This is a genomic window from Bradyrhizobium sp. UFLA06-24, from assembly GCF_054967145.1.
Genome location: NZ_JADFUE010000001.1, coordinates 254,487 through 279,924, shown reverse-complemented (window position 1 = coordinate 279,924; position 25,438 = coordinate 254,487). Strand labels below are relative to the sequence as shown.

The following is a 25,438-nucleotide window of genomic DNA, read 5'->3' as shown; positions in this document are numbered from 1 at the left end:
GTTATCGCCCGCCGCTTTCAGCAGTCTGAGCGTTCGTTGTCAGCCGTTACTCAGTTTGCTTGCCAGTCCTCTGCATGAAGTCGAAGTCGCAGCCCTCGTCGGCCTGCATGATGGTCTCGTTGAACAGCCAGGCATAGCCGCGCCGCGCCTCCTCGAACGCGGCAGCCGGCTTCAAGGCCGCGCGCCGGCGCTCCAGCTCGGCCGCATCGACCAGAAGCTCGATGCTGCGCTTGGCCACATCGAGGCTGATCATGTCGCCGTTCTTCACCAGCGCCAACGGCCCGCCGACCGCGGATTCCGGCGTAATGTGGAGAACGATGGTGCCGAACGCGGTGCCGCTCATGCGTGCATCGGAAATGCGCACCATGTCCTTGGTGCCGCCGCGCGCGAGCTTCTTTGGAATCGGCAAGTATCCCGCTTCGGGCATGCCGGGCGCGCCCTTAGGGCCGGCATTGCGCAGCACCAGCACGTCGTCGGCGGTGACGTCGAGATCGGGATCGTCGACCCGCAAGGTCATATCCTCGACGGATTCGAACACGACGGCCCGTCCCGTATGCTTCAAAAGCTTCGGGCTCGCGGCCGACTGCTTGATCACGGCGCCGCGCGGCGCGAGGTTACCGTGCAGGATGGCGAGGCCGCCTTCTGTCTTGATCGGATTGTCGCGCGAGCGGATCGCGTCCTGGCCGGGCACGTCTTCCGCATTGGCTACGACGTCGCGCAGCGTCTGGCCCGAGATCGTCCTGGCATCGAGATCGACGAGATCGCCGAGTTGCGCCAGCAGCTTCGGCACGCCGCCGGCATGATGGAAATGCTCCATGTAATGCTCGCCGGACGGCTTGAGGTCGACCAGAACCGGCACCTCGCGGCCGATCTTGTCGAACGCTGCGAGATCGAGCCGGTGCGGCGAGCGATGTGCCATTGCGGTCAGATGGATGAGGCCGTTGGTCGAGCCGCCGATCGCCTGCAGCACGACCTGTGCGTTCTTGAACGAGGCCGGCGTCAGGAGTTCGCTCGGCTTCGGTCCCTTGGTCTTGGCCATCTCGGCGGCCACGCGACCGCTGGCCTCGGCCAGGCGGAAACGCTCGGCATGCGGCGCCGGGATGGTCGCGCTCATCGGCAGCGACAGCCCCATGGCTTCGATCATGCAGGCCATGGTCGAGGCCGTGCCCATCACCATGCAGGTGCCGACCGACGGCGCGAGGCGGCCGTTGACCGCTTCGATCTCGGCATCGTCCATGTCGCCGGCGCGATATTTCGCCCAGAGGCGGCGGCAGTCGGTGCAGGCGCCCAGCACCTCACCCTTGTGGTGGCCGACCACCATGGGGCCGACGGGAATGACCACCGTCGGCAGATCGGCGCTGATCGCGGCCATCACCTGCGCCGGCAGCGTCTTGTCGCAGCCGCCGATCACGATCACCGAATCCATCGGCTGCGCCCGGATCATCTCCTCGGTGTCCATCGCCATCAGATTGCGCAGGTACATCGAGGTCGGATGCGCGAAGCTCTCGGCGATCGAGATGGTCGGGAACACGAACGGCATCGCGCCCGACAGCATCACGCCGCGCTTGGCGGCTTCGATGATTTGGGGGACATTGCCGTGGCAGGGATTGTAGTCGCTGTAGGTGTTGGTGATGCCGACGATCGGGCGCTCCAGCGCATCGTCGGAATAGCCCATGGCCTTGATGAACGCCTTGCGCAGGAACAGCGAGAAGCCGGCATCGCCATAGCTCGTCAGACCCTTGCGCAAGCCACTCGTCATCACGTCACTCCCTGAGCTGCCATTGTGGTACAGGCTGCCCCTCGATTGTCAATAACATTGGCGCCCGCCCCGCTATTTCTGGACCGGCGCACCGCCTAGCAGCCAGATTATTGACAATCTGCCCGTTCCCTGCTCCCTAAGGCAAGCCGGCGGGCGCCGGGAGGCTGAGGGCATGTCCGACATCCGCACCGCAGAGGCCATGCCTGTCAGGCGCGACGATCCTGACGATGTCGTTGCGCGGCTGGAGGAGGACATCATCTTCGGCCGTCTCGCACCGGGCGCGCGCCTGACCGAGGACGCGCTGATGTCGCGCTACGGCACTTCTCGCCATTTCGTGCGCCAGGCGCTGGTGGATGCCGAACGCCGCGGCATCGTCCGCCGCGAGAAGAATGTCGGCGCCACCGTGCGGTTCTATGCAGCCGAAGAGGTCCGGCAGATCTACGAGGTCCGCGAGATGCTGACCCGGCAAGCCGCGCTGATGATCCCCCTGCCCGCGCCCAAAAGCCTGATCGACGAATTAACCGCCCTGCAACGGCAATACTGCGCCAAGGCGGATATGAAGGATCTGCGCGGCATCCACGAGGCCAACGACGCCTTCCACCTCGCGCTGTTCTCGGCCTGCGGCAATCCTTATCTCGTGCGCTCTCTGCAGGACTACATGAACCTGACGCTGCCGATGCGCGCGAAGAATCTCGCCGACCGCGACGGCCTCGCGCAATCAAGACGCCAGCACGAGTTGATGATCGAGCTCTTGAAGGGCCGCGACAGCTGGGCACTGGCGCAGCTGTGCGTGGATCATATGCAGTTCAGCAAGGCGGATTATCTGGCGCGGATTGCGGGGGAGGATCGCTAGCGGTCGAGTTCGCTGCGTGCCTTCGCAAACCCGGTACATGCGTGAACCTGGCGACGAGAAAAGGCCGGGCTGTTGGCTCTTCGAAAACCTATGGACATGATCAAAACCGTGAGGGAGAACGCCGCAGATGCCAATTTCAGGATGCCGCAATATGGAATTTGATGATGTCATTCTCGGCCGGAGAAGCATTCGCGGTTACAAGCCCGACCCTGTCCCGCAGCAACTGATCAAGGAAATCCTGGCGCTGGCGATGCGCGCGCCGTCCTCGATGAATACCCAGCCGTGGAATTTCTATGTCATCACCGGAGCACCGCTGGATCGCATCCGCCAGGGCAACACCGAACGCAATCTGGCGGGAGTGCCGCACTCGCGCGAATTTCGAACGGGCCAGCCATTCGAGGGCGTGCATCGCGAACGCCAGATTGGCGTTGCCAAGCAGTTGTTCAGCGCCATGGGGATTTCGCGAGATGACAAGCAGCAGCGGCAGGACTGGGTCCTGCGCGGTTTTCGGCAATTCGATGCGCCTGTGTGCGTGATTATCACATACGATCGCCAGCTGGCCTCCAGTGACGATACGGCCTTCGACTGTGGCGCCGTGGCGACTGCGCTCGTCAACGCGGCCTGGTCGCGGGGGCTCGGGGCCGTGATCAACAGCCAGGGCATCATGCAATCCCCCGTCGTGCGCGAGCATGCCGGCATTGCGGATGATCAGGTGATCATGAAGAGCATCGCGTTGGGCTGGCCGGATCACAGCTTTCCCGCCAATGCCGTCATATCCGAGCGCAAGTCGGTCGACGAAGCGACGACGTTCGTGGGATTTGCGAATGGAGCCTAGAAGAGCCAGAGCGCCCGTTCAGTAGCGCCGCAACAGGCCCCGGTCCACGCTGGCATCGCCATAGTGAGCGCAGGCCCTTCCCGGGTTCTTGATCAAATCGGTCCGGACTCGCCGGAATGTCTTGCGGGCGGCCTCGAAAACTTCGGGTCGGAATTTGTCGTGATCGTAGCTCTCGCCATCGTGAGCCTTGATCGCCGCGGAATAGGCGTCAATCATCGCCATCGCCGCATTGGGGTTGCCGAGCAGCCGCGCGCCGAGCTGGACAGCGCCCGTGCCATCGACCTCGTAGCCGACGCATCGTTGCTCCAGCACGACCGATGCCGTGACGAGCTGGTCGAGGAAGGTCGCTTCGGCATCGCTGAGCGGTGCAGCGCGCAACGGCCCGGACACGATCATCCCGAGCATTGCGACCAGTGACAATTTGAATTTCATTGTCGTGGCTCTCGAATTGCGATCGCACATATCGAGAGCCAGACGATGTCCATGGGCCGTTGATCTAGATCAACGGCCGTCTCCGCAAATTGACACGCTCGGCCACGTCATTGCGAGCGCAGCAAAGCAATCCAGGAATCCCCCCACGGAAAGACTCTGGATTGCTTCGCTACGCTCGCAATGACAATGGTGAGAGTTGGGTATCCTACTCTCACCGCCCTTGCAGACACCGTCCGCGGCGATGTCTCAGCAAACGATTACCGCTTATTCCAATCGATGATCCGGCTCGCGTCCCCGTCGAATTCCTTGCTCGCGAACGCGCCGCCCTGAAAATGATCGCCGATCGGGTCCGGCTTGAGCTTGGCCTGCTCGGCCATGGCGTGTGCCACATGATCTTCGGAACGGCCGACGGGGCGGTAACCGAATTCGTAGGCGCGGCTATTGTCCCACCAGGCGCGCTCGTTCAGCGAGACGCCGTAGAAGACCTCGAAATGGATCTCGGGATGCTCGAGCCCGATCCGGCAGAGCTGCACCAGATCTTCCGGCTTCAGCCACATCGCAATGCGGCGGTGATCGAGCGGCTTCTCGTCGCAGTTGCCGATACGAATGCAGGTGACTTTGAGGCCGTGCTTGTCGGCATAGAGCGCGCCAACCGCTTCGCCGAACACCTTGCTGACGCCGTAGCGTCCGTCGGGTCGCACGGTGACGTCGGTGCCGATCTTCTGGTGGCGCGGATAGAAGCCGACGACGTGGTTGGACGAAGCGAACACGACGCGCTTGACGCCCTTGCGGTACGCGGCCTCGAACAGATTGTAGCCGCCGATGATGTTGGCCTGGAGGATGTCGTCCCAGGGGCCTTCGACCGAATAGCCACCGAAATGGATGATGCCGTCGACGCCCTCGCAGATCGCCTCGCATTGCGCGAGGTCGGACAGATCCGCCGCCTTGAACTGCTCGTTCGGCCCGAGATCCGTCGGGGGACGGATGTCGGAGAGCAGCAGGTCCGGATAGATCGGCGGCAGCAGCTTGCGCAGGCGCGTTCCGATTCCGCCCGAAGCTCCCGTCATCAAGATGCGCGGCATGTCTTTCCTCGTATGTGGCGACCGATTTGCGGTCACGTGTCTCTAATGATAGCTGGATTGTCCAGAGGGAACGAAACGAGAGAACCGACATGAATGAGGCATCGTCCCACACCCAGGATGCCCGCCAGGGCTGGCGGCCGGCGACTCATTACCCAGATCCGGCCATTCACGCGCTCGATCCCCGCTTCGAAAAATACTGGCTGAAGCTCTCGGCCGTGGAGCGGCTGACGACCGGCCTGCGCTGGGCCGAGGGTCCGGTCTGGTTCGGTGACGGGCGCTATCTGCTCTGCAGCGACATTCCGAACCAGCGCATCATCAAATGGGAGGAAGAGACCGGCGCGGTCTCGATTTTCCGAAAGCCCTCGAATTTCGCCAATGGCAATACGAGGGATCGCCAGGGCCGGCTGGTCACCTGCGAGCACGGCGGCCGCCGCGTGACGCGTACCGAATATGACGGCGAGATCACCGTGCTGATGGATCAATTCAACGGCAAGCGGTTGAACTCGCCGAACGATGTCGTTGTCAAATCGGACGGCTCGATCTGGTTCACCGATCCGACCTTCGGCCTGCTCGGCAATTACGAGGGCTACAAGGCCGAGTCCGAGATCGAGCCGAACGTCTACCGGCTCGATCCCGCGAGCGGCAAGGCGACCGTGGTCGCCGAGGGCGTGCTGGGCCCGAACGGGCTGTGCTTCTCGCCCGACGAGACGATTCTCTACGTCGTGGAGTCCCGCGGCGTACCGAACCGCAAGATCCTCGCTTATGACGTCTCGGCCGATGGCACGTCGATTTCGAACAAGCGCGTGCACATCGATGCCGGTCCGGGCACGCCTGACGGCATGCGCTGCGACATCGACGGCAATCTCTGGTGCGGCTGGGGCATGGGCGATCCCGAGCTCGACGGCGTCGTGGTGTTCGCGCCCGACGGCGTCATGATCGGACGTATCGCGTTGCCAGAACGATGTGCCAATCTCTGCTTCGGCGGCGTCAAACGCAACCGCCTGTTCATGGCGGCAAGCCAGTCGATCTACGCACTGTATGTGAATACGCAAGGCGCGGTGGGGGGATAGACGGGTCCTCTCGCCATCGTCATTCCGGGGCACGCCGTCTTCGGCGCGAACCCGGAATCCATCGTGCAGCAGCGCCCGCGGCCAAATGGATTCCGGGCTCATCGCTTCGCGATGCCCCGGAATGACGGCGGAGCAGTCGCTTCGCTCGCAATGACTAGAAAAACAGGAACGCCGGAGCGGTTTGCCGCTCCGGCGTCATGTTTATTCAAGCGCTCAAACTTACGCCGCGTTGAAGCCGGCCACCGCCTTCACTTCGAGGAAGTCCTCGAGGCCGAACTTGCCCCACTCGCGGCCGTTGCCCGACTGCTTGTAGCCGCCGAACGGCGCGGTGCGGTCGTTCGGCACGCCCTGGAGGTTGACGTTGCCGGCACGGATCTGGCGGCCGACGCGCTTGGCGTCCTCGACCGACGGGCCGTAGACGTAGCCGGCGAGGCCATAGGGCGTGTCGTTGGCGATCTTGACGGCATCGGCTTCGTCCTTTGCGCCGATGATGGTCAGTACCGGTCCGAAGATCTCCTCGCGCGCGATCGTCATGTCAGGAGTGACGTCAGCGAAGATGGTCGGACGGACATAGAAGCCCTTGTTGACGCCTTCGGGCAGACCCGGGCCGCCGGCGACGAGCGTTGCGCCCTCATCGATGCCCTTCTTGATCAGGCCCTGAATCTTGTCCCACTGGCCGCGGTTCACCACGGGACCGATCGTCGTGCCATCCGCGCGCGGATCACCCGCCTTGGTCTTGTCGGCGACGGCTTTCGCGATCGCGGCGACTTCCTTCATCTTCGACAGCGGCACGATCATGCGCGAGGGCGCGTTGCAGGACTGGCCGGAGTTGTTGAACATGTGCATCACGCCGCCGGTCACCGCCTTGGTGAGGTCGGCGCCTTCGAGGATGACGTTCGGCGACTTGCCACCGAGCTCCTGGCTGACGCGCTTCACGGTGGGCGCGGCGCGCTTGGCCACATCGATGCCGGCGCGGGTCGAGCCGGTAAAGGAGATCATGTCGATGTCGGGGTGCTCGCTCATGGCGGCGCCGACCTCCGGGCCGAGGCCGTTGACGAGATTGAACACGCCCTTCGGCACGCCGGCTTCATGGAGGATTTCCGCAAAGATCAAAGCCGAGGTCGGCGTGAACTCCGAGGGCTTCAAAATCATGGTGCAGCCGGCGGCGAGCGCCGGCGCGACCTTGCAGGCGATCTGGTTGAGCGGCCAGTTCCAGGGCGTGATCATGCCGACCACGCCGATCGGCTCGCGCAACACCATGGCGGTGCCGACCGGCTCCTCGAAATGATAGTTCTTGAGCACGTCGAGCGTGGTCATGAGATGGCCGAGGCCGGCGCCGGCCTGGAGCTTCTCGGCCATCGGCAGCGGCGCGCCCATCTCGTCGGAGACGGCGGCGCCGATCTCCTTGAGGCGGCCCTTGTAGACCTCGATGATCTTCGAGAGCAGCGCGACGCGCTCCTCGCGGCTGGTCTGGGAGAAGGTGGCGAAGGCGCGCTTGGCGGCGGCGACCGCCTTGTCCACGTCGGCCTTGGAGCCCAGCGCAACCTCGTACATCGCCTCTTCCGTCGCGGGATTGACGACCGGAGTGGACTTCTTGACGGCGGGATCGACCCAGGCGCCGTCGATGTAGAATTGCATGCGATTGACCATCGTTAACCTCTTCTTGCGGGCTTGGAGGGGGCGTTTCGGCAGCATCCTTGCACGAAAGCGCCAGCAGTTGAACCCGCCATATGCGGGGCCAGCGTTGCGGCGGACGGGCGGAATATGGGACGCGTCTCCAACTGAGGCAAGCGCTGTCATGGGGCCCGGTTCGGCACCGCGGCACTTCGTGCCGCAGTGCGCCCGGGACACGAAATTAGAGCGTGTGAAAACACTCTCGTGCCCCGGACGTAGCGCAGCGCTCCAGCGGTGCGCTGCTGAGCCGGCGCCCATCTGGGCCGGTTACCTCGACTACACCGCCATCTTCCGATGCAGCACCGGCGCGCCGGTGGTGAGGCTTTCCGCCGCATCGATGATGGCGTTCGCGTCGATGCCGTAGTGCCGATAAAGGTCAGCGATCGTGCCGGTCTGGCCGAACTGCTCGACGCCGAGCGCTTCGACGCGATGACCGCGGACGCTGCCGAGCCAGCCGAGCGCGCTGGGATGACCGTCGATCACGGTCACGATGCCGCAGTCGCGCGGCAGCGGCGCCAGCAGCTTTTCGATGTGGCTGAGATGCTGCACGCCGCGCCGATCGCGGCGCAATTTCCGTGCGGCGGTCCACCCGGCATGGAGACGGTCCGCCGAGGTGACCGCGAGCAGGCCGACGTCGCGCCTGTCCTCGCCGATGAAGCCGGTGGCCTCGATGGCCTCGGGCGCCACCGCGCCGGTATAGACGATCACGACCTCGGCATTCGGGCCGGGCTTGCGCAGCCAATAAGCGCCGTCGGTGATGCCTTGTTGCAGCTCTGGCGTCATGATCCGCTGCGGCTGCTCGATGCTGCGCGTCGAGAGCCGCAAATAAACGGAACCGCCCTCGCCCGGCTCGCGCTGCATGTGCTGAAAGCCGAAAGCCATGATGACGGCGAGTTCGTCGACGAAGGCCGGCTCGAACGAGGCGAGCCCGTCCTGCGCCATGCCGATCAGGGGCGTTGCGATCGACTGGTGTGCGCCGCCTTCCGGAGCAAGCGTGATGCCTGATGGGGTCGCCGCCACCATGAAGCGCGCATCCTGGTAGCAGGCGTAGTTGAGCGCATCGAGGCCGCGCTCGATGAAGGGATCGTAGAGCGTGCCGACCGGTAGCAGCCGCGCGCCGTTGATCTGGTGCGACAGGCCGAGCGCGGAGAGCATGATGAACAGGTTCATCTCGGCAATGCCGAGCTCGAGATGCTGGCCCTTTGGCGAGGCGTCCCAATTGTAGGTCGAGGGAATTTTCTCGCTGCGGAATAAGTCCGCCTTCTCGGCGCGCGCGAACAGGCCGCGCCGGTTCACCCACGGGCCGAGGTTGGTTGAGACGGTGACGTCAGGCGAGGTCGTGACGATGCGCTTTGCCAGCTCGCTGTCACCGCGCGCGATCTCGTTCAGCACGAGCCCAAAGCCTTGTTGCGTGGACATCTGCGGCGACGGCTTGAAGGCGAGCGACGTGGGCACCTCGATAACAGGCGCGGTCAGCCGGCGGCCATCCCTGTTGAACGGCACGCGCGCGAGAAAGGTCTCCAACTCGGCGGGGCTCTGCGTCAAGCCCTCGAACTTGTCCCATTCGTGCCCGGGCCGGATGTTCTGGCTCTCGCGATATTTCTCCATCTGCGCGACCGTCATCAGGCCCGCATGATTGTCCTTGTGGCCCTGGAACGGCAGGCCAACGCCCTTGATGGTGTAGGCGATGAAGCAGACCGGGCGATCGTGGTCGATGGACTCGAACGCCTCCAGCATGCTCGCCATATCGTGGCCGCCGAGATTCGACATCAGCGCCAGCAGCTCCTCGTCGCTGCGCCTGTCGATCAATTTCGTGATCGGGCCCTGATCGCCAATCTCGTCCTGCAGATGCTTGCGAAAAGCGGCGCCGCCCTGGAAGCACAGCGCTGCGTAGAGTGCGTTCGGACAATTGTCGATCCAGGTCCTCAGCGCTTCGCCGCCGGGTTCGGCGAACGCTTCCCGCATCAGGCGGCCGTATTTCACGATGACGACGTCCCAGCCGAAATTGCGGAACACGGTCTCGAACTTTTCCCATAGCCCCTCGCGCACGACGGCATCGAGCGACTGCCTGTTGTAGTCGACCACCCACCAGGTGTTGCGCAATCCGTGCTTCCACCCCTCCGCGAGCGCCTCGAAGATGTTGCCCTCGTCCATCTCGGCATCACCGACCAGCGCGATCATCCGCCCCTCGCGGCGGTCCTTCGTCCAGCCATGCGCCTTGACGTAGTCCTGCACCAGCGAGGCGAACAGCGTCTGCGCAACGCCGAGGCCGACCGAGCCGGTGGAGAAATCGACGTCGTCGACATCCTTGGTGCGCGAGGGATAGGACTGCGCGCCCTTGAAGCCGCGGAAATTCTCCAGCTTCTCGCGGCTCTGGCGGCCGAACAGATACTGGATGGCGTGGAACACCGGGCTCGCATGCGGCTTCACCGCGACGCGGTCCTCGGGCCGCAGCACGTGGAAGTACAAGGCCGACATGATGGTCGCGAGCGACGCCGAGGAGGCCTGGTGGCCGCCGACCTTCAGGCCGTCCGCATTCGGGCGGATGTGGTTGGCATGATGGATGGTCCATGACGACAGCCACAGCGCCTTGCGGCTGAGGGCTGTCAGGGTTTCAAGACGCGCGGACTCGACGGGCATGGCGATGCTCCGGGAAATAAGGCGGATCATACGCCTGCCGCCGCCGTCAAAATTCTCAAATTTTCGCGCTATACCTCCGTTTATTGGTATAGTTTACCAACATGGGCGCCAAAACACAGGTTCCATCCCAATGACCGACCTCGACGCCATCGACCGCAAGATTCTCGGCTATCTCCAGAACGACAGCCGGCTGACCATGCAGGAGCTGGCCGACAAGGTCGGGCTGTCGGTCTCGCCCTGCCATCGCCGGGTCAAGCTGCTGGAGGAGCGCGGGGTGATCTCGCGCTATATCGCGACCGTCGACCAGAAGGCGCTGGGGCTGCATGTCAGCGTCTTCATCTCCATCAAGCTGGCGCGGCAGAAGGAGGAGGACCTCAACCGCTTTGCCCGCGCGATCTCGAAATGGGACGAGGTGCTGGAGTGCTATCTGATGACCGGCAACCGCGACTATCTGCTGCGCGTCGTCGCCGCCGACCTCGCCTCCTACGAGACGTTCCTCAAGACCAAGCTGACCCGGCTCGACGGCATCGCCTCGATCGAGTCGAGTTTTGCACTCAGCCAGGTGAAATATTCGATCGCGCTGCCGGTATAGGTCGTCACCGCCACGGCTGCACGATGATCTTGGTGTGGGCTTCGGGATTGGCGAGGTCGGCGAACGCCTTTGCGACACCGTCGAGACCGACTTCCGCAGTCACCATGGCCGCCGCATCCACCTCTCCTTCCGCGATCAGGCGCAGCGAGGCCGCGAACTCCTCCGGCGTGTAGCCGAGCACGTATTGGACGCTGAGCTCCTTCATGATGCCGAGCATCGGCTCGTTCCTGTCGCTCTCCATGCAGACCCCGACCACGACGATCCTGGCATCGCGCGGCGCGCCCTCGAACACCTGCTGCAGCAGGCCGGGCACGCCGACACATTCGAAGATGATCGCGGGCTTGAGCGCCGGCAGCATGGCCTGGAACGGCGGCCGCGCCGCCCTCTCCGCCTCCGACATCTGCGCGTGCTCGGCCCAGGTCGCGTAGGGCTGAGATACTTTGGGATCGACGACGATATCGGCACCGAGCTTTGCGGCGAGCGCGCGCCGCGCCGGCGAATAGTCGGCGGCGACGATCGGATGCAGGCCTTTGATCTTCAGCGCAGCGATCACCGCGAGCCCGACCGGGCCACAGCCGATCACGAGCGGCACTTCGCCGCCGCTGATATTGGCTTTCGCCACCGCGTGAACGCCGACGGCCAATGGCTCGGTCAGCGCGGCATGTTCCGGCGCAAGGCCGTTGGGCACCTCCAGCAGCAGCGGCTCGCTGAGCAGCATCTGCTCGGCATAGCCGCCGACGAACTCGTTGGAATAGCCGATGCCCTTGATGCCCTCGGGCGTCAGCAGCGCCGGCAGCGAGCACACATGCGTGCCCGGCTTGAGCTTGCGCGCGGTGCCGGGACCGTAGTCGAGGATCTCGCAGCAGAACTCGTGGCCGAAGACGACGTCGCGCGACAGATCCATCGGCGTCCGCCCGGTCTTCTTCGCCATCTCCACCATCCGCGGCGCATGCTGACGCGCGTGCAGGTCGGAGCCGCAGATGCCGCAGGCGAGCGTCTTGACCAGTACCTGGCCGGGGCCCGGCTTCGGTTCGGCCACTCCGTCAACGACAATCTCACCGTTCCTGAAGATCGCAGCGCGCATCCGGCTCCTCCCATCCTGTTGGAGCCGTTGATAGCACGAAGGCAACGCGCTGACTTGCGTCAGGGGTTCGGGGAACGCTCTTCCAGCACCAGAAGCTGGGCCCGCCGAACGCGCTCGCGATGGGCGATGTAGAGGCCGCTGGCGACGATGAAGGCCGCGCCGGTGACGGTCCAGACGTCAGGCACCTCGCCGAACAGGAAGAAGCCCAGGATGCTGACCCACAGCAGCTGCGTGTAGGAGAACGGCGCCAGCACCGAGGCATCGCCGTAGCGATACGCCAGCACGATGATCCACTGGCCGACGGTGGAGGCTACCCCGATCACGATGCCGAGCCCGATCGCGGTCCAGCTCGGCGTCACCCACACGAACGGCACCATCAGAGAGAGGATGGCGACACCCGTCAGCGCGGAATAGGCCATGGTGGTGAGCACGGCTTCCCGCCCGCTCATCATGCGCGTCAGGATCAGCGCCGCGGCCCAGCAGAAGGCCGAAACGATCGGGAAGAACGCGGCGGCATGAAACGCGCTCGAGCCCGGCCGCAGGATGATCAACACGCCGAAGAGGCCGATCGCGGTCGCGATCCAGCGGCGCATGCCGACCTTCTCGCTCAGGAAGATGATCGACAGCGCCGTGACGAACAGCGGCGAGACGAAACCGGTGGCGGACGCCTCCGCGATGGGAAGGAAGCGCAGGCCGGTGATGAAAAACAGTGAGGAGCCGAGCAGGGCAGCGCCGCGCATCAACTGCAGGCCAAGGCGCTCGGTGCGCATCGCCTGCAGCGGCGAGCCCGGCAGCATCACCGGCGTGAACATCAGCGCGAAGGTGACGAAGCGGATCCAGGTGATCTCGATCGAGGGCAGGCTCGCGGAAAGATATTTCGCGGTGACGTCGGAGGTGCCGAGAAACACCGTCGAGAGCAATACCAATGCAATGCCCTTGAAGGGATGATCGACGCGCGCAGGCGCGCGGCGAGCCTCCTGCTTCTTCTCTGGCACGGGCATGGGAATACTGTCGAGCCTTGCGGCTGCGGCGGGCGGCGGTGTCACTGTGGGAACTCGGCAAAGGCGAATCGAGAACGTTCGTAAAAAACGACAAATGCGCCGCGTTCACAACTTCCGAAAACAGGATGCGGATATGCGCTCACGTCCGCGCGCGTCAATACTCCATTAAGAATGGGCGTTTGTGCACTACAGCATGGGCAGGCTGCGCGGCTTCGGGCCGCGCGGAAAAGCCGCATCCAGCGCCAAAATCTCCTCTTTCGTCAGCACGAGATCGCCGGCGGCCGCATTTTCGCCGGCATGTTCCGCGGACGAGGCCTTCGGGATCGCGAACACCGTAGTCGCACGGGTGAGGAAGCTCAGCGCGACCTGACGCGGCGTCGCGCGACGCGCCTGCGCGATGCGCGCCAGCACGGCGCCGCCCTTGCTGCGGTCGTCGGGAAAATCGTCGTGCCCGAACGGCGAATAGGCGACGACGGCGACGCCGTGCCGCTCGCACCACGGGATCACCGCATGCTCGATCGCGCGCTCCTTGAGATGATAGAGCACCTGATTGCAGGCGACCTTGCCCTCGCCTGAAACCGCGAGAATTTCGTCGAGATCGTCGGCGTCGAAATTCGAAACGCCCCAGGACTTGATCTTGCCGGACGACACCAGCTCCTCGAACGCAGCGACGGTGTCCTCGAGCGCGTACGATCCGCGCCAGTGCAGCAGATAGCAATCGAGGCTGTCAGTCTTCAGCCGCTTCAGCGACCGCTCGCAGGCCGTGATGGTGCCGCGGCGCGAGGCGTTGCTCGGCAGAACTTTCGAGACGAGGAACACCTCGTCGCGGCGGCCCGTGATGGCGTCGGCAATGACGAGCTCGGCATCGCCATACATCTCGGCGGTGTCGATATGGGTCATCCCCAGATCGAGCCCGCGCTGAAGCGCGGCAATCGCGCGCTTGCGATCGCCATGATCGAGATACCAGGTGCCCTGCCCGATCACGGAAACGCTGGCGCCGGTTTTGCCGAAGGGATGCCTGTTCATGTTCGTCTCCAATGCCAGCTCTTCAGGTCAGGCAAACCGCCATCCCGCTCAAGAGTTCAATCCGCTGATATCGGCGACCAGGACACTGCCGGTCGCCGATTCCGTGATATAGATCCGATCTCTGTTCGCGCCACCGATGGCGACATTGGTGCAGTTCGGCCCGGCGCAGGACTTGATCCGCGCGATCAATTCGCCGTTCGGTGCGAACACGAAGACGTGGCCGAGCGAGGCGTGGCCGACGAACAGACGGCCTTTCGCATCCATCGTTAGGCCATCGGGACCCGAGGTGCCGAACAGCGAGCAGAACCGGCCGACCTTGGACACGCTGCCGTCCCGCATGAACGGCAGCCGCCATACTGCGTTGTCGCGCGTCATCGCAACGAACAGCACGGTCTCGGTCGGATCGAGCACCAGCCCATTCGGGCTGACGCCGGTATCGATCAGGCAATCGAGCCGGCCGTTCGACGTCAGCCGATAGACGCGCCCGCTGGGATCGTGCAGGCCGGTCTGGCCCTGGTCGGTAAAGAAGATGTCGCCGTTGGAGCCGAGATGCAGATCGTTGCAGCCGCGGAACGATTCCGAATTGCGCGACGTCAGGACCGGCGTGACGCGGCCGGCCTGGGCATCGAGTTCCATGATGCCATGCATATAATCGGCGACCAGGATACGCCCGTCAGCCGCGATCTTCAGCCCGTTCGGCCAGCCCTCGTACTCGATCACGAGCAACCACGCACCATCGGGCGCGATACGAAAGATCCGACCGAAGGGAATGTCGACGATGTAGAGATTGCCCTCCTTGTCGAATGACGGCCCTTCAACAAAACTGTCGGTCGGCACGCCCGGCCGGTTGGCGTCGGCCCAATCCGTCCGCACGCCCTTGCGGCGAAACGTGTCGGGCATGGCTGAGAAGATCTTGGTTTCGATCAGGCGCGGTGGCGTTTCCAGGTACATCATGGTTGTTGTGATTGTTGAGGGGGAGCGCGGCAGCATAGGGCACTATCGCGGGCGCGTCGATTGGGGCGGAGGCATGGCACTTCCATGCCACTCCCACGGACGTGCGCCGTGTGAAACGCTTCTGCCCTGCATCCGGGGTGCATCAACCCAGTCATTACGGGCGCAGCGAAGCAATCCAGACTGTCACCGTGGAGGGACTCTGGATTGCTTCGCTACGCTCGCAATGACAGGGGAGAGAGCCAGGCCTAGCTCGCGGCACCTGCCAGTTTGACTTCTCTTGCCGACGCAATGTCCGTCGTCGCGATCAGCCGCTTCAGCTCGGGGATGCAGGAGCCGCAATTGGTGCCGGCCTTGAGCTTGGCGCCGATCTCGGCCGCGGTCCGCGCGCCGCCCGCGATGCTGTCGCAGATGGTGCCGCGGCCGACGCCGAAGCAGGCGCAGACGATCGGGCCGGTCGAGGCTGCGCCTTCGCCGGACTTGCCTGACAGCAGCATGCGGCGCTGCTCGTCGGTGACGTAATCGGCCGCGAACAGGCTCTTCACCACCTCCCAGTCGCCGGCATCATGCCCGGGGCCGACGAACAGGCAGGTCTCGATGCGGTCGCCCGCGAACGAGGCCGCGCGATAGATGCCGCCGCCGAAATCGCGATACTCGGCAATGTCCTCGCCGGAGACGGAATCGAGCCAGGCTGGCCAGCGCGACAGATCCGCATTGTCGGCGAAGAGATAGCCGAAGCCGCCGGCGACAGTGGCGCGGGTCCACAACAGGTTCTGTGGCAGATCGAGCTGCTTGCGCGCCAGTGCGAAGCCGCGGAAGACGAACTCGTAAGGAGCGATCGCCGCCGGCGTCGCCTTCGACTCCGGCTGGCCCGAGAACGGATCGGTGAACGGTGCTACCAGCGCGCCGACGCGGCCGTGCGAAGCATTCATCGCGCTCCAGTGGATCGGCACGAACAGCGCGCCGCGTTGCTGGCCTTCGCTGACGACGACCTTCAGGATGCACTGACCATAATCGGTGGTGATGCGGGCGTAGCCGTCATGGACGATGCCGTACTTGCCGGCGTCATCAGGGTGGATCTCGACGAAAGGTTCGGGCAGATGCGCACCCAGGCGCTGGCTCAGGCCCGTGCGTGTCATGGTGTGCCACTGGTCGCGGATGCGTCCGGTGTTGAGCCTCAGGGGCCTCGAGGGCCCTGTCTCGCCACGCAGCGCCGGCACCTCCGGCGCGACGAAGCGGCCCTTGCCGTCATTGGTGAAGAATCCGCCCTGGGCGAAGAAGCGCTCGCCTGGTGCCTCGCCTTCGCGCGCAGGCCACTGCACCGGTTTCAAGGCGTCGAAGGCGTCGTCGGACAGCGAAGTCATCGCACCGATATCGAAGTCGCGGCTGCCGTCGTTCTCGAACGCCGAGAGCGCGGCGTGCTCGCGGAAGATGTCGGCGGCAGATTTGTAGTTGAAGCTGTCGCCGAAGCCGAGGCGCTTGGCGGTCTCGCTGAGAATCCACCAGTCGGGGCGCGCCTCGCCCGGCGCCGGCAGGAACGAGCGCTGGCGCGAGATGCGGCGCTCGGAGTTGGTCACGGTGCCCGATTTCTCGCCCCAGGCCAGCGCAGGCAACAGCACATGCGGGCCGGCCTCGACCGTGTCGTTAGAGAGCACGTTCTCCGAGACCACGAACAGCTCGAGCTTCTTCAGGGCATCGCGGACCATGTCCGCGTCGGGCAGCGACACCGCGGGATTGGTGCCCATCACCCACAGTGCCTTGACCTCGCCGCGATTGATCGCCTCGAACAGCTGCACTGCCTTCAGGCCTTCATGGGTGGCGATGCGCGGCGCCTTCCAGAACCGCCTGACACGATCGATGTCGGGCAGCGTGAAACCCATATGGGCGGCGAGCATATTGGCGAGGCCACCGACTTCGCGGCCGCCCATCGCGTTGGGCTGACCGGTCAGCGAGAACGGCGAAGCGCCCACCTTCCCGATCCGCCCCGTGGCGAGATGGCAGTTCAGGATCGCGTTGACCTTGTCGGTGCCCTGGGCCGACTGGTTGACCCCTTGCGAATAGAGCGTGACGACCTTCTCGGTGTCGCGGAACATCTTGAAGAAGATGGCGACGTCCTGCTCGGAGAGACCCGTGGCCAGCGCGGTCGCGGTGACGCTGCCGGCGATGTTGCGTGCGCGCGCCAGCGCATCGTCGAAGCCGGAGGTGTTCTGCGCGATGTAGTCGCGATCGAGCGCGCCATTGTCGGCAAGATGGACGAACAGGCCGGAGAACAGCGCGGTATCGGTGCCGGGCTTGAGGCCGAGGAACAGATCGACATCGCTTGCGGTATCGGTGCGGCGCGGATCGATCACGATCATGCGCGCGCCGCGCTCCGCACGGTTCTTCAACATGCGCTGGAATAGAACGGGATGACACCAGGCGGCGTTCGAGCCGACGAAGACGAGCAGATCGGCCTGGTCGAGATCCTCATAGCACCCCGGTACGGTATCGGCGCCGAAGGCGCGGCGATGGCCGGCGACCGAGGACGACATGCACAGCCGCGAATTGGTATCGACGTTGGCGGTGCCGACAAAGCCCTTCATCAGCTTGTTGGCGACGTAATAATCCTCGGTGAGGAGCTGTCCGGAGAGATAGAACGCGACCGCGTCGGCGCCGTCGCGCGCCACGATGTGCTGCATGCGGTGGGCGACATGATCGAGCGCATCGCTCCAGGCGACGCGTTCCAGCACGCCCTTGCAGCGGATCATCGGATACAGCAGACGGCTTTCCAGCCCGACGGTCTCGCCGAGCGCGGAGCCCTTGGAGCAGAGCCGACCGAAATTGGCGGGATGATCGGGATCGCCCGCGATCGCCGCCCCACCCTTGCCGTCGGGCGTCGCCAGCACGCCGCAGCCGACGCCGCAATAGGGACAGGTCGTTCTGGTTGCGCGAAGCGTCGGATCGATTGCCGTCATTCCAAACTGCCTTTTCAAGCCGCCCTGGACGGATGCGCCAGCGCGCGGCCGAACATCATGTCGGTACGGATCGCAGCCACCTTCTCGCGATTGCGGATCAGCTCGAGATACCAGAGCGCATCGACGGTATCGCCGATCAGCACGGCCCCGGTGAGCCGGCCGTCGGCGATGACGAGCTTCTTGTAGGTGCCGCGCCTGCGATCGGTGAGAACGAGGCTCTCGCTGCCGTCGCCGCCCATGAAATCGCCGGCGGAGAACACGCTGACGCCGGACACCTTCAGGTTGGTCGAGACGATGCTGCCCTGATAGGCGGCGGGGCGGCCGGCAAGATGCCGCGCCAGCACGCGCGCCTGCTCATAGGCCGGCTCGACCAGCCCATAGCAGGTGCCGCGATGCTCGGCGCATTCGCCAATTGCGTAGATGTCGGGCGACGCCGTCTGCATCACGTCGTTGACGACGATGCCACGGTTGACGGCGATGCCGGCGTCCTTGGCAAGCGCCACGTTGGGTTTGATGCCGGCGGCGAAGATCACAGCGTCGGCCTCGATGCGGCTGCCGTCGGCGAGCTCGACGGCCTCGACATGATTGTCGCCGTGAATCCGGGCCGTCGAAGCGTTGAGCAGGATCCGGATGCCCTTGCGCTCCACCAGTGTCTTGAGCAGGTCGGCGGCCGGCAGATCGAGCTGACGCTCCATCAGCCGGTCCATCAGATGCAGCAGCGTCACCGGCGCTCCGGCCTTGGCCAGCCCGTACGCCGCCTCGAGCCCGAGCAGACCGCCGCCGACCACGACGACGCGCTTCCTGGCAGCAGCGAGCGTCAGCAGCAGGTCGACGTCGCGGCTGTCGCGAAAGGTGTGCACGCCTGCGAGATCGGCGCCCGGCACGTTGAGCCGCAGCGGCGTCGATCCTGTGGCGAGCACGAGCTTGGAATATTCCACGCTCTCCTCGCCGTCGATCTTGAGCTCGCGGCGGCCGGTGTCGATCTCGGTGACGCGATAGCCATACCGAACCGTGACGCCGCGATGGCGCCACCAGTCCGCCGGCCGCAGCTCGATCTCGTGCGAGCCGGTCTCGCCGGCCAGCACGGAGGAGAGCAGCACTCTGTTGTAAGCGAGCCGAGGTTCATCGCCGATAACGGCAACCGCGTAGCGGCCGAGTGCGGTCTTGGCGAGTTCATCGACCAGACGCGCGGCCGCCATACCGTTACCGACGATGACGAGGGGCTCACTCACGAGACATCTCCTATTCGGCGGCCTGCGCCTGTGGGCCATAGGCCTCGGAAATCATGTAGCCGGACAGCACGCCATAGGCGTCGGTCCAGGCGGTGGCGAGTTCGGGTGTCCAGGCCTCGCCAAGGCCCTTCTCGAAGGTCCAGAGCAAGGTCGCGCCGACCACGGGATAGTGTTCGGCCTTGGCGCCGTAAGCGACGTGACGCTTGGCAAGCGCGGAGGCCGCGGGAAGAATCGTCTCGAGGTTCGACAGGCCGCTGACCACGGCAGCGAGCATGCCCATCAGCTTCTTGCGCTGCTCGGTCATGTCCTGCGGAAACATCGCGCGCACGGACGGGGCGACCTCGAACAAGCGGTCGTAGAACAGCTGGGAGGCTGCTTCTGAAATCGGCGCGACCTTGGAAAAGCTCTGCTGCACGAGCGCGATCTGTTGAGGAGTCATGATGTTGTCCTGTCTGTTTCGGTCTGCCTTCGTCCGCGCCGTTGCGGAAAAGGTTCATGGGCCAAACGTCACCAGAGAGACCTCTCCCCGCGTACGGGAAGAGGCGATTTTCGTAACCTCGCTTACACCCGCGCTTCGGCGAGGCTTGGCGCGCCTTCACCCTGCGGGCTGCGACGCAGATAGAACCACCAGGTCATAGCGAGGCAGACGGCGTAGAACGCGAGGAAGATGGCCAGCGCGAGCTGCGGACCGCCGGTCGCCGCGATCGACTTGCCGAAGCTGCTCGGGATCAGATAACCGCCGACGGCACCCACCGCGCCGATGAAGCCGACAGCCGCACCGCTCTCGATGCTCGCCGTCTTCAGCGCCAGCGCGCGCGCCGCGTCGCCCTTGCCGCGCACCTTGAACAGGTTTTCTTCGCGGAAGATCGAGGGGATCATGCGATAGGTCGATCCGTTGCCGATGCCCGTGGTCAGGAACAGGATCAGGAACATCGACAGGAAGCCGGTGAAATCCTTTTGCCCGACGAAGTAGAGGACGCCGATCGTGGCAGCCGCCATCGCGATGAAATTCCAGAAGGTGATGATGGACCCGCCGAGCTTGTCGGCGAGCCAGCCGCCGAAGGGTCGCGACAGCGAGCCGACCAGCGGCCCGAGGAATGCGATCGAGATCGTCACCGTCGGAAACTGGGTCTTGATCAGCAGCGGAAACGCGGCGGAGTAGCCGATGAAGGAGCCGAACGTTCCGATGTAGATGAAGGCCATGATCCAGGTGTGCTTGCGCTTGACGATGGCAAGCTGGTTCTTGATCGACGCCTTCGCCGAGGTCAGGTTGTTCATGAAGAACATGGCGCCAAACACCGCGATCGCGATCGGCAATACCCACATCAGGCCGGCGTTCTGGAGATAGACGCCGCCGACCGGCTCTGCCTGGAACAGGTTGATGACGGCGAGCGTCATCAGGATCGGCGTCAACAGCTGCACGCTCGAGACACCGATATTTCCGCCGGCGGCGTTGAGGCCGAGCGCCCACCCCTTCATCCGGTCAGGGAAGAAGAAGGAGATGTTGGTCATGCTGGAGGCGAAGTTGCCGCCGCCGAGGCCTGCGGTCGAAGCAATCAGCAGCATCAGCCAGAACGGCGTGTCGGGCCGGCTCACGAAATAAGCGAGCGACAACGTCGGGATGAACAGAACGGCTGCGCTGAAAATGGTCCAGTTGCGGCCGCCGAACGTTGTTACAGCGAAGGTGTAGGGAAAGCGCATCAGGGCGCCGATCAATCCCGGCACCGCCACGAGTTGGAACAGTTCGTCGGTCGAGTAGTGGAAGCCCGCCTGCGGCAGCTTGGTCGCAACGATGCTCCAGATCAGCCAGACGGAGAAGCCGATGTGCTCGGCGACGATCGACCAGATCAGGTTGCGCCGGGCGACGTCCTTGCCGCCCCCATTCCAGAACGCCTCATCTTCGGGGCGCCAGTCAGAAATCCACGTCGGATTGCCTTCCTTCATTGGAAATAGTCCCTTTCGCTAGGAAGCGGGACACCGCCTCAGGCGGAGGCGTAAAGTTGCACGCTCGGGGAAGCCCCCGTTTTCGGCGGTGTCACGATTTGAATGATTGCTCGGTGACGGCGTCGATGGCGTCGAAAAGCTTCAATTCAAGCTCCATGCCAAACCACGCTTCGCAGAAAATACGAGCATCCGCAGTGACTTACATCAATTGATGAAAAAATGTTCACGCCCATAATTGCATCAAAAACTTGCTCGCCGCTCATTTCTTGAATGCCGATTCGCCTGTTGATTGTGCGGCGCACAAGTCTTGGGCAGGAGCCCGTTTTCGCGTCAGCTCGCCGCAGCGAGGGGTCAAATGCGACGTCGCGGAGGGGCTATCCGCTTCCGGCATTGGCAAATTCGGCTTCTGACAGGTGCCCGGCATGGCCCGATCGCTTGGCACATCCATTGCTTCCATCCTGCCTAGTCAACGATGACTGACAGTGAGCCGGAGCATCAAGCCACCGAGGCCACTGGGAAGCCTGTTCGCTGGTCCGCCAAGGCGGTCATCGTGACGCTATCCCTTGCGCATGTCGGTGCCCCTCTTCGATCCGCGTCCACTCTCTCGGGCGCAAAGCTCACTGCCTGGCAGAGGCGTCGATCCGGCACGGGCCTGGTCGATCGTGCACGTGAGCAAAGGAGCTGTTGATGTCGTATCTCGCACCCTCGGAATTCGTCACCAAGATGGTGGACGCCGGCGAATCCAAGATCTTCATGTCCACCCGGGATACGGTCATCCGCGCCTACATGGCCGGTGCCATCCTGGCACTCGCGGCCTGGTTCGCCGTCACCATCAACGTCAACACCGGCCAGCCGATCATCGGCGCGCTGCTGTTTCCGGTAGGCTTCTCCATGCTCTATCTGCTGGGCTTCGACCTGCTCACCGGCGTGTTCGTGCTCTCGCCGCTTGCGCTGATCGACAAGCGACCGGGCGTGACGCTCGGCGGCGTGCTGCGCAACTGGGGCCTCGTCTTCGTCGGCAATTTCGGCGGCGCGCTCACCGTCGCCTTCATGATGGCGTTCGTCACGACCTTCGGCTTCACCCAGGACCCGGACAAGGTCGGGGCTGCGATCGGCAATATCGGCGAGGGCCGGACGCTCGGCTACGCGGCGCACGGCGCCGCCGGCATGGCGACCCTGTTCATCCGCGGCATGCTGTGCAACTGGATGGTCTCGACCGGCGTCGTCGGCGCCATGATCTCCACCACCGTCCCCGGCAAGGTGATCGCGATGTGGATGCCGATCCTGGTGTTCTTCTATATGGTGTTCGAGCACTCCGTGGTGAACATGTTCCTGTTCCCGTCGGGGCTGATGCTGCACGCCAGGTTCTCGATCCTCGACTATTTCATCTGGAACGAGATCCCGACCGTGCTGGGCAACCTGGTCGGCGGCCTCGCCTTCACCGGCCTCACGCTGTACGCGACGCACGTATTGACCAAGCCGAAGCGCCAGCCGGCTGCCAATCCGTCGAGCCGCGCTGCGGCGTGATCGATTTGGTTTGAGCAACAAGGGAGCTTTGCCTGATAAGGTAAGGCTCCCTTTCTGTTGGTGGCGAGGATGGGTCGGGGCTTGCAAATCTCGATCGGGCAGCACTCCGACAAGGGGCGCAAGCCGGTCAACCAGGACTTTCACGGCGCGCTGATTCCGACGGAGCCGCTGTTGAGCCTGAAGGGAATCGCCGTCGTCCTGGCCGACGGCATCTCGAGCAGCGCGGTGAGCCAGGAGGCGAGCGAGTCGGCGGTCAAGAGCTTCCTGACCGACTATTACTGTACTTCCGAATCCTGGACGGTGAAGCATTCGGCGCGGCGCGTGCTTGAAGCCACCAACTCGTGGCTCCATGCCGAAACGCGGCGCAGCCGGTACGCCTATGATCGCGACAAGGGCTACGTCTGCACTTTCACGGCCATGGTCATCAAGTCGACCATGGCCCACATCTTTCACGTCGGTGACTGCCGGATCTACCGCGTCGCCGGCAAGGCTCTCGAACAGCTGACCGATGACCATCGCACCATCGTCTCGTCGGAGCAGACCTATCTCGGTCGCGCGCTCGGGATCAACCCGCAGATCGAAATCGACTACCAGGCTCTTCAGATCGAAAAGGGCGACATCTTCCTGCTGGCCACCGATGGCGCGTACGAGTTCGTCAATCAACGCTTCGTCACGGCCACACTCGAGGCCTGTGCCGGCGATCTCGACGGGGCGGCGAGGAGTATCGTCGAGGAGGCCTATCGGCGCGGCAGTGACGATAACATCACCGTCCAGATCCTGCGCATCGACGAGGTGCCACGGACTGGCTCATCGGAGATCTTTGGCAGTACCGCCGAGCTGCCGCTTCCGCCATTGCCGGAGCCCCGGGCGCTGTTCGACGGTTACCGCATCGTGCGCGAAGTGCATGCCTCTAGCCGCAGCCATATCTATCTGGCGGTCGACAGCGAGACCGACGAGATGGTCGCCCTGAAGATCCCCTCGATCGATCTCCGCGACGAGCCCGCCTATTTGCAGCGCTTCCTGATGGAGGAGTGGATCGCGCGGCGGATCGACAGTCCGCACGTCCTGAAGCCGCGCTCGCGCTCCAAGCGGCGAAACTATCTCTACGTCGCGACCGAGTTCATCGAAGGGCAGACGCTGCGGCAATGGATGCTGGACCATCCGCGTCCCGACCTCGAGACCGTGCGCGACATCGTGGACCAGATCGCGTCGGGCCTGCGCGCCTTCCATCGCATGGAGATGCTGCACCAGGATCTCAGGCCCGACAATATCCTGATCGACAAGACCGGCACCGTGAAGATCATCGACTTTGGCGCGGTCAAGGTCGCCGGCGTGGCGGAAGCATCGCCCGATCCGGCCGACGCCGAAATCCTCGGGACGTTGCAGTACACCGCACCGGAATATTTCCTCGGCGAAGGCGGCTCCCCGCGCTCGGACATGTTTTCGCTGGCGGCCATTTGCTACCAGATGCTGACCGGAGAGTTGCCTTACGGCGCCCAGGTTGGCCGCATCAGGGGACGGTCGGACGCATGGAAGCTCCGGTATCGTCCGGCCAGCCACGACGACCGCGCCGTCCCCATCTGGATCGACGGCGCGCTACGCAAGGCGCTGCATCCCGATCCCAACAAGCGGCACGAGGACCTGTCCGAATTCACTTACGAGCTCAGGACTCCGAATCCGGCCTATTTCGCCACGCGGACCACGCCCCTGATCGAGCGCAATCCGCTGCTGTTCTGGAAGCTGACGACGGTGGTTCTGGCCTGCACCGTCGTCGCCTTGCTCGCCCTGCTGCATGCGCGTTAGCAGGGCTGGCCCGGTCAGGCCGGCTCTGCCGCCTTCGTCCCCAGCGGCTTGGGCGCGATGCCGCCGCCCGGCTTGAGGTGGAATTCGTAAGTCATCAGATGCCACTTCCCGGTCGCCTTGGTGCCGTCGGGCATCTCGGCATCGGTGCGCGGCTCGACCTTGGCGATGAGGTCGTCCTTGACCCCGAACACCACGTCGGAATCGAGATATTTGTCGCCGTCCATGAAGACATGGGTGATCAGCGGCTCGTACCCCCTGGCGTTGACCAGGAAGTGCACATGCGCCGGACGCATCGGATGACGCCTGGTCTGCACGATCATCTCGCCGACGGGCCCGTCGGTCGGGATCGGATAGCTGCACGGCAGAATGGTGCGGAAGAAGAAGCGGCCATCGGCGTCGGTGATGAAGCGCGCCCGCGCCGAGGCGCCGACTTCGTCATAGTTCGCCTTCTGGGAATCGTAGAAGCCGTCGTCGTCGGCATGCCAGACGTCGACAGGAACATTGGCGAGCGGCTCGCCCTTGAGATCGGTGACGCGGCTCTGCACGAACATCCGCTCGCCAGTCAGGTTGTTCGGCGAGATGTCGGTGCCGTGGGCGGTTACCTTGTGCTCGCCGACATAGAACGGGCCCAGCACCGTGGTCTCGGTGGCGCCGTCGCGGTCGCGATGATTGACCGCGTCGACCAGCATGGAGACGCCGAGCACGTCGGAGAGCAGGATGAACTCCTGCCTTGTATCGCTGCATTTCTGGCCGGTGCGGGTCAGGAAATCGATGGCGTATTCCCACTCCTCGAAGGTGAGACCGGTCTTGCTCACGTAATCGTGCAGCGACTTCACCAATTCCTGCAGCAGGAATTTCGCGCGGCGGTCAGGCGTGTTGTCGAAGCTTTTGACGACGGCTTCGGTAAGCTCGGTCTCGTTGAACTGGGTCATGGTGCGTTGCCCTTGCTTTTTCTCGTTGCCCCGTTGAGGCTCCTTGG

General features: G+C 64.2%; 20 protein-coding genes. 6 read left to right on the top strand and 14 right to left on the bottom strand.

The window, feature by feature from the left end; all coding sequences use genetic code 11:
- Positions 1-46: 46 nt before the first annotated feature.
- Complete coding sequence (locus tag IF809_RS01245) at positions 47-1,759, bottom strand: IlvD/Edd family dehydratase (RefSeq protein WP_462836619.1); 1,713 nt, start codon at positions 1,757-1,759, stop codon at positions 47-49.
- A gap of 172 nt (positions 1,760-1,931) precedes the next feature.
- Here IF809_RS01245 and IF809_RS01240 point away from each other — a divergent pair, with 172 nt between their 5' ends.
- Together IF809_RS01240 and IF809_RS01235 are read left to right on the top strand one after the other, a co-directional pair.
- Positions 1,932-2,612, top strand: a complete 681-nt coding sequence (locus tag IF809_RS01240) for a GntR family transcriptional regulator (protein ID WP_453992188.1) — start codon at positions 1,932-1,934, stop codon at positions 2,610-2,612.
- A 151-nt stretch (positions 2,613-2,763) separates the two neighbouring features.
- Positions 2,764-3,447: a nitroreductase gene (locus IF809_RS01235; RefSeq protein ID WP_453992190.1), complete on the top strand. Its 684-nt coding sequence runs from the start codon at positions 2,764-2,766 to the stop codon at positions 3,445-3,447.
- A gap of 18 nt (positions 3,448-3,465) precedes the next feature.
- Here IF809_RS01235 and IF809_RS01230 read toward each other — a convergent pair whose 3' ends face one another.
- The gene (locus tag IF809_RS01230) at positions 3,466-3,879 is read right to left on the bottom strand and encodes a hypothetical protein (RefSeq protein ID WP_462836618.1); all 414 of its coding nucleotides are present in this window, start codon (positions 3,877-3,879) and stop codon (positions 3,466-3,468) included.
- Between the two features lie 257 nt (positions 3,880-4,136).
- Positions 4,137-4,961, bottom strand: coding sequence for an NAD-dependent epimerase/dehydratase family protein (locus IF809_RS01225; RefSeq protein ID WP_462836617.1), 825 nt, complete (start codon positions 4,959-4,961; stop codon positions 4,137-4,139).
- 89 nt (positions 4,962-5,050) lie between these two features.
- Here IF809_RS01225 and IF809_RS01220 point away from each other — a divergent pair, with 89 nt between their 5' ends.
- Positions 5,051-6,031 (top strand): SMP-30/gluconolactonase/LRE family protein, encoded by a 981-nt coding sequence (locus IF809_RS01220; protein ID WP_462836616.1) that lies wholly within the window; start codon positions 5,051-5,053, stop codon positions 6,029-6,031.
- Positions 6,032-6,250: 219 nt separating this feature from the next.
- Here IF809_RS01220 and IF809_RS01215 read toward each other — a convergent pair whose 3' ends face one another.
- Together IF809_RS01215 and IF809_RS01210 are read right to left on the bottom strand one after the other, a co-directional pair.
- Positions 6,251-7,681, bottom strand: a complete 1,431-nt coding sequence (locus IF809_RS01215; RefSeq protein WP_128967535.1) for an aldehyde dehydrogenase family protein — start codon at positions 7,679-7,681, stop codon at positions 6,251-6,253.
- A gap of 300 nt (positions 7,682-7,981) precedes the next feature.
- Complete coding sequence (locus IF809_RS01210; protein ID WP_462836615.1) at positions 7,982-10,345, bottom strand: transketolase; 2,364 nt, start codon at positions 10,343-10,345, stop codon at positions 7,982-7,984.
- 130 nt (positions 10,346-10,475) lie between these two features.
- Here IF809_RS01210 and IF809_RS01205 point away from each other — a divergent pair, with 130 nt between their 5' ends.
- Entirely contained in the window at positions 10,476-10,937 is a 462-nt protein-coding gene (locus IF809_RS01205) for an Lrp/AsnC family transcriptional regulator (protein WP_128967537.1), read from the top strand.
- Between the two features lie 4 nt (positions 10,938-10,941).
- Here IF809_RS01205 and IF809_RS01200 read toward each other — a convergent pair whose 3' ends face one another.
- The 8 genes from IF809_RS01200 to IF809_RS01165 all read right to left on the bottom strand — a co-directional run bounded on the left by IF809_RS01200 (position 10,942) and on the right by IF809_RS01165 (position 21,129).
- Positions 10,942-12,021, bottom strand: a complete 1,080-nt coding sequence (locus IF809_RS01200; RefSeq protein ID WP_462836614.1) for a zinc-binding dehydrogenase — start codon at positions 12,019-12,021, stop codon at positions 10,942-10,944.
- 59 nt (positions 12,022-12,080) lie between these two features.
- Complete coding sequence (locus tag IF809_RS01195; RefSeq protein WP_453983705.1) at positions 12,081-13,022, bottom strand: DMT family transporter; 942 nt, start codon at positions 13,020-13,022, stop codon at positions 12,081-12,083.
- A 186-nt stretch (positions 13,023-13,208) separates the two neighbouring features.
- Positions 13,209-14,048, bottom strand: coding sequence for an aldo/keto reductase (locus IF809_RS01190; RefSeq protein WP_128967540.1), 840 nt, complete (start codon positions 14,046-14,048; stop codon positions 13,209-13,211).
- Between the two features lie 48 nt (positions 14,049-14,096).
- Positions 14,097-14,999, bottom strand: a complete 903-nt coding sequence (locus IF809_RS01185; RefSeq protein ID WP_128969414.1) for an SMP-30/gluconolactonase/LRE family protein — start codon at positions 14,997-14,999, stop codon at positions 14,097-14,099.
- Positions 15,000-15,247: 248 nt separating this feature from the next.
- Entirely contained in the window at positions 15,248-17,953 is a 2,706-nt protein-coding gene (locus tag IF809_RS01180; RefSeq protein ID WP_462836613.1) for a nitrate reductase, read from the bottom strand.
- Between the two features lie 14 nt (positions 17,954-17,967).
- On the bottom strand, positions 17,968-19,185 hold the full coding sequence (locus tag IF809_RS01175) for an NAD(P)/FAD-dependent oxidoreductase (RefSeq protein WP_462836612.1): 1,218 nt from the start codon (positions 19,183-19,185) through the stop codon (positions 17,968-17,970).
- A 10-nt stretch (positions 19,186-19,195) separates the two neighbouring features.
- Positions 19,196-19,624: a globin family protein gene (locus tag IF809_RS01170; protein WP_462836611.1), complete on the bottom strand. Its 429-nt coding sequence runs from the start codon at positions 19,622-19,624 to the stop codon at positions 19,196-19,198.
- Positions 19,625-19,746: 122 nt separating this feature from the next.
- Positions 19,747-21,129, bottom strand: a complete 1,383-nt coding sequence (locus IF809_RS01165; RefSeq protein WP_128967543.1) for an MFS transporter — start codon at positions 21,127-21,129, stop codon at positions 19,747-19,749.
- A 687-nt stretch (positions 21,130-21,816) separates the two neighbouring features.
- On the opposite strand from IF809_RS01165, the gene IF809_RS01160 reads away from it, so the two are divergent.
- Both IF809_RS01160 and IF809_RS01155 read left to right on the top strand, forming a co-directional pair.
- Entirely contained in the window at positions 21,817-22,656 is an 840-nt protein-coding gene (locus IF809_RS01160; protein WP_462836610.1) for a formate/nitrite transporter family protein, read from the top strand.
- 69 nt (positions 22,657-22,725) lie between these two features.
- On the top strand, positions 22,726-24,459 hold the full coding sequence (locus IF809_RS01155) for a protein kinase domain-containing protein (protein WP_462836609.1): 1,734 nt from the start codon (positions 22,726-22,728) through the stop codon (positions 24,457-24,459).
- Between the two features lie 14 nt (positions 24,460-24,473).
- Here the strand turns inward: IF809_RS01155 and IF809_RS01150 are convergent, their stop codons facing one another.
- Positions 24,474-25,391 (bottom strand): dioxygenase family protein, encoded by a 918-nt coding sequence (locus IF809_RS01150; RefSeq protein ID WP_453979875.1) that lies wholly within the window; start codon positions 25,389-25,391, stop codon positions 24,474-24,476.
- Positions 25,392-25,438: the final 47 nt, after the last annotated feature.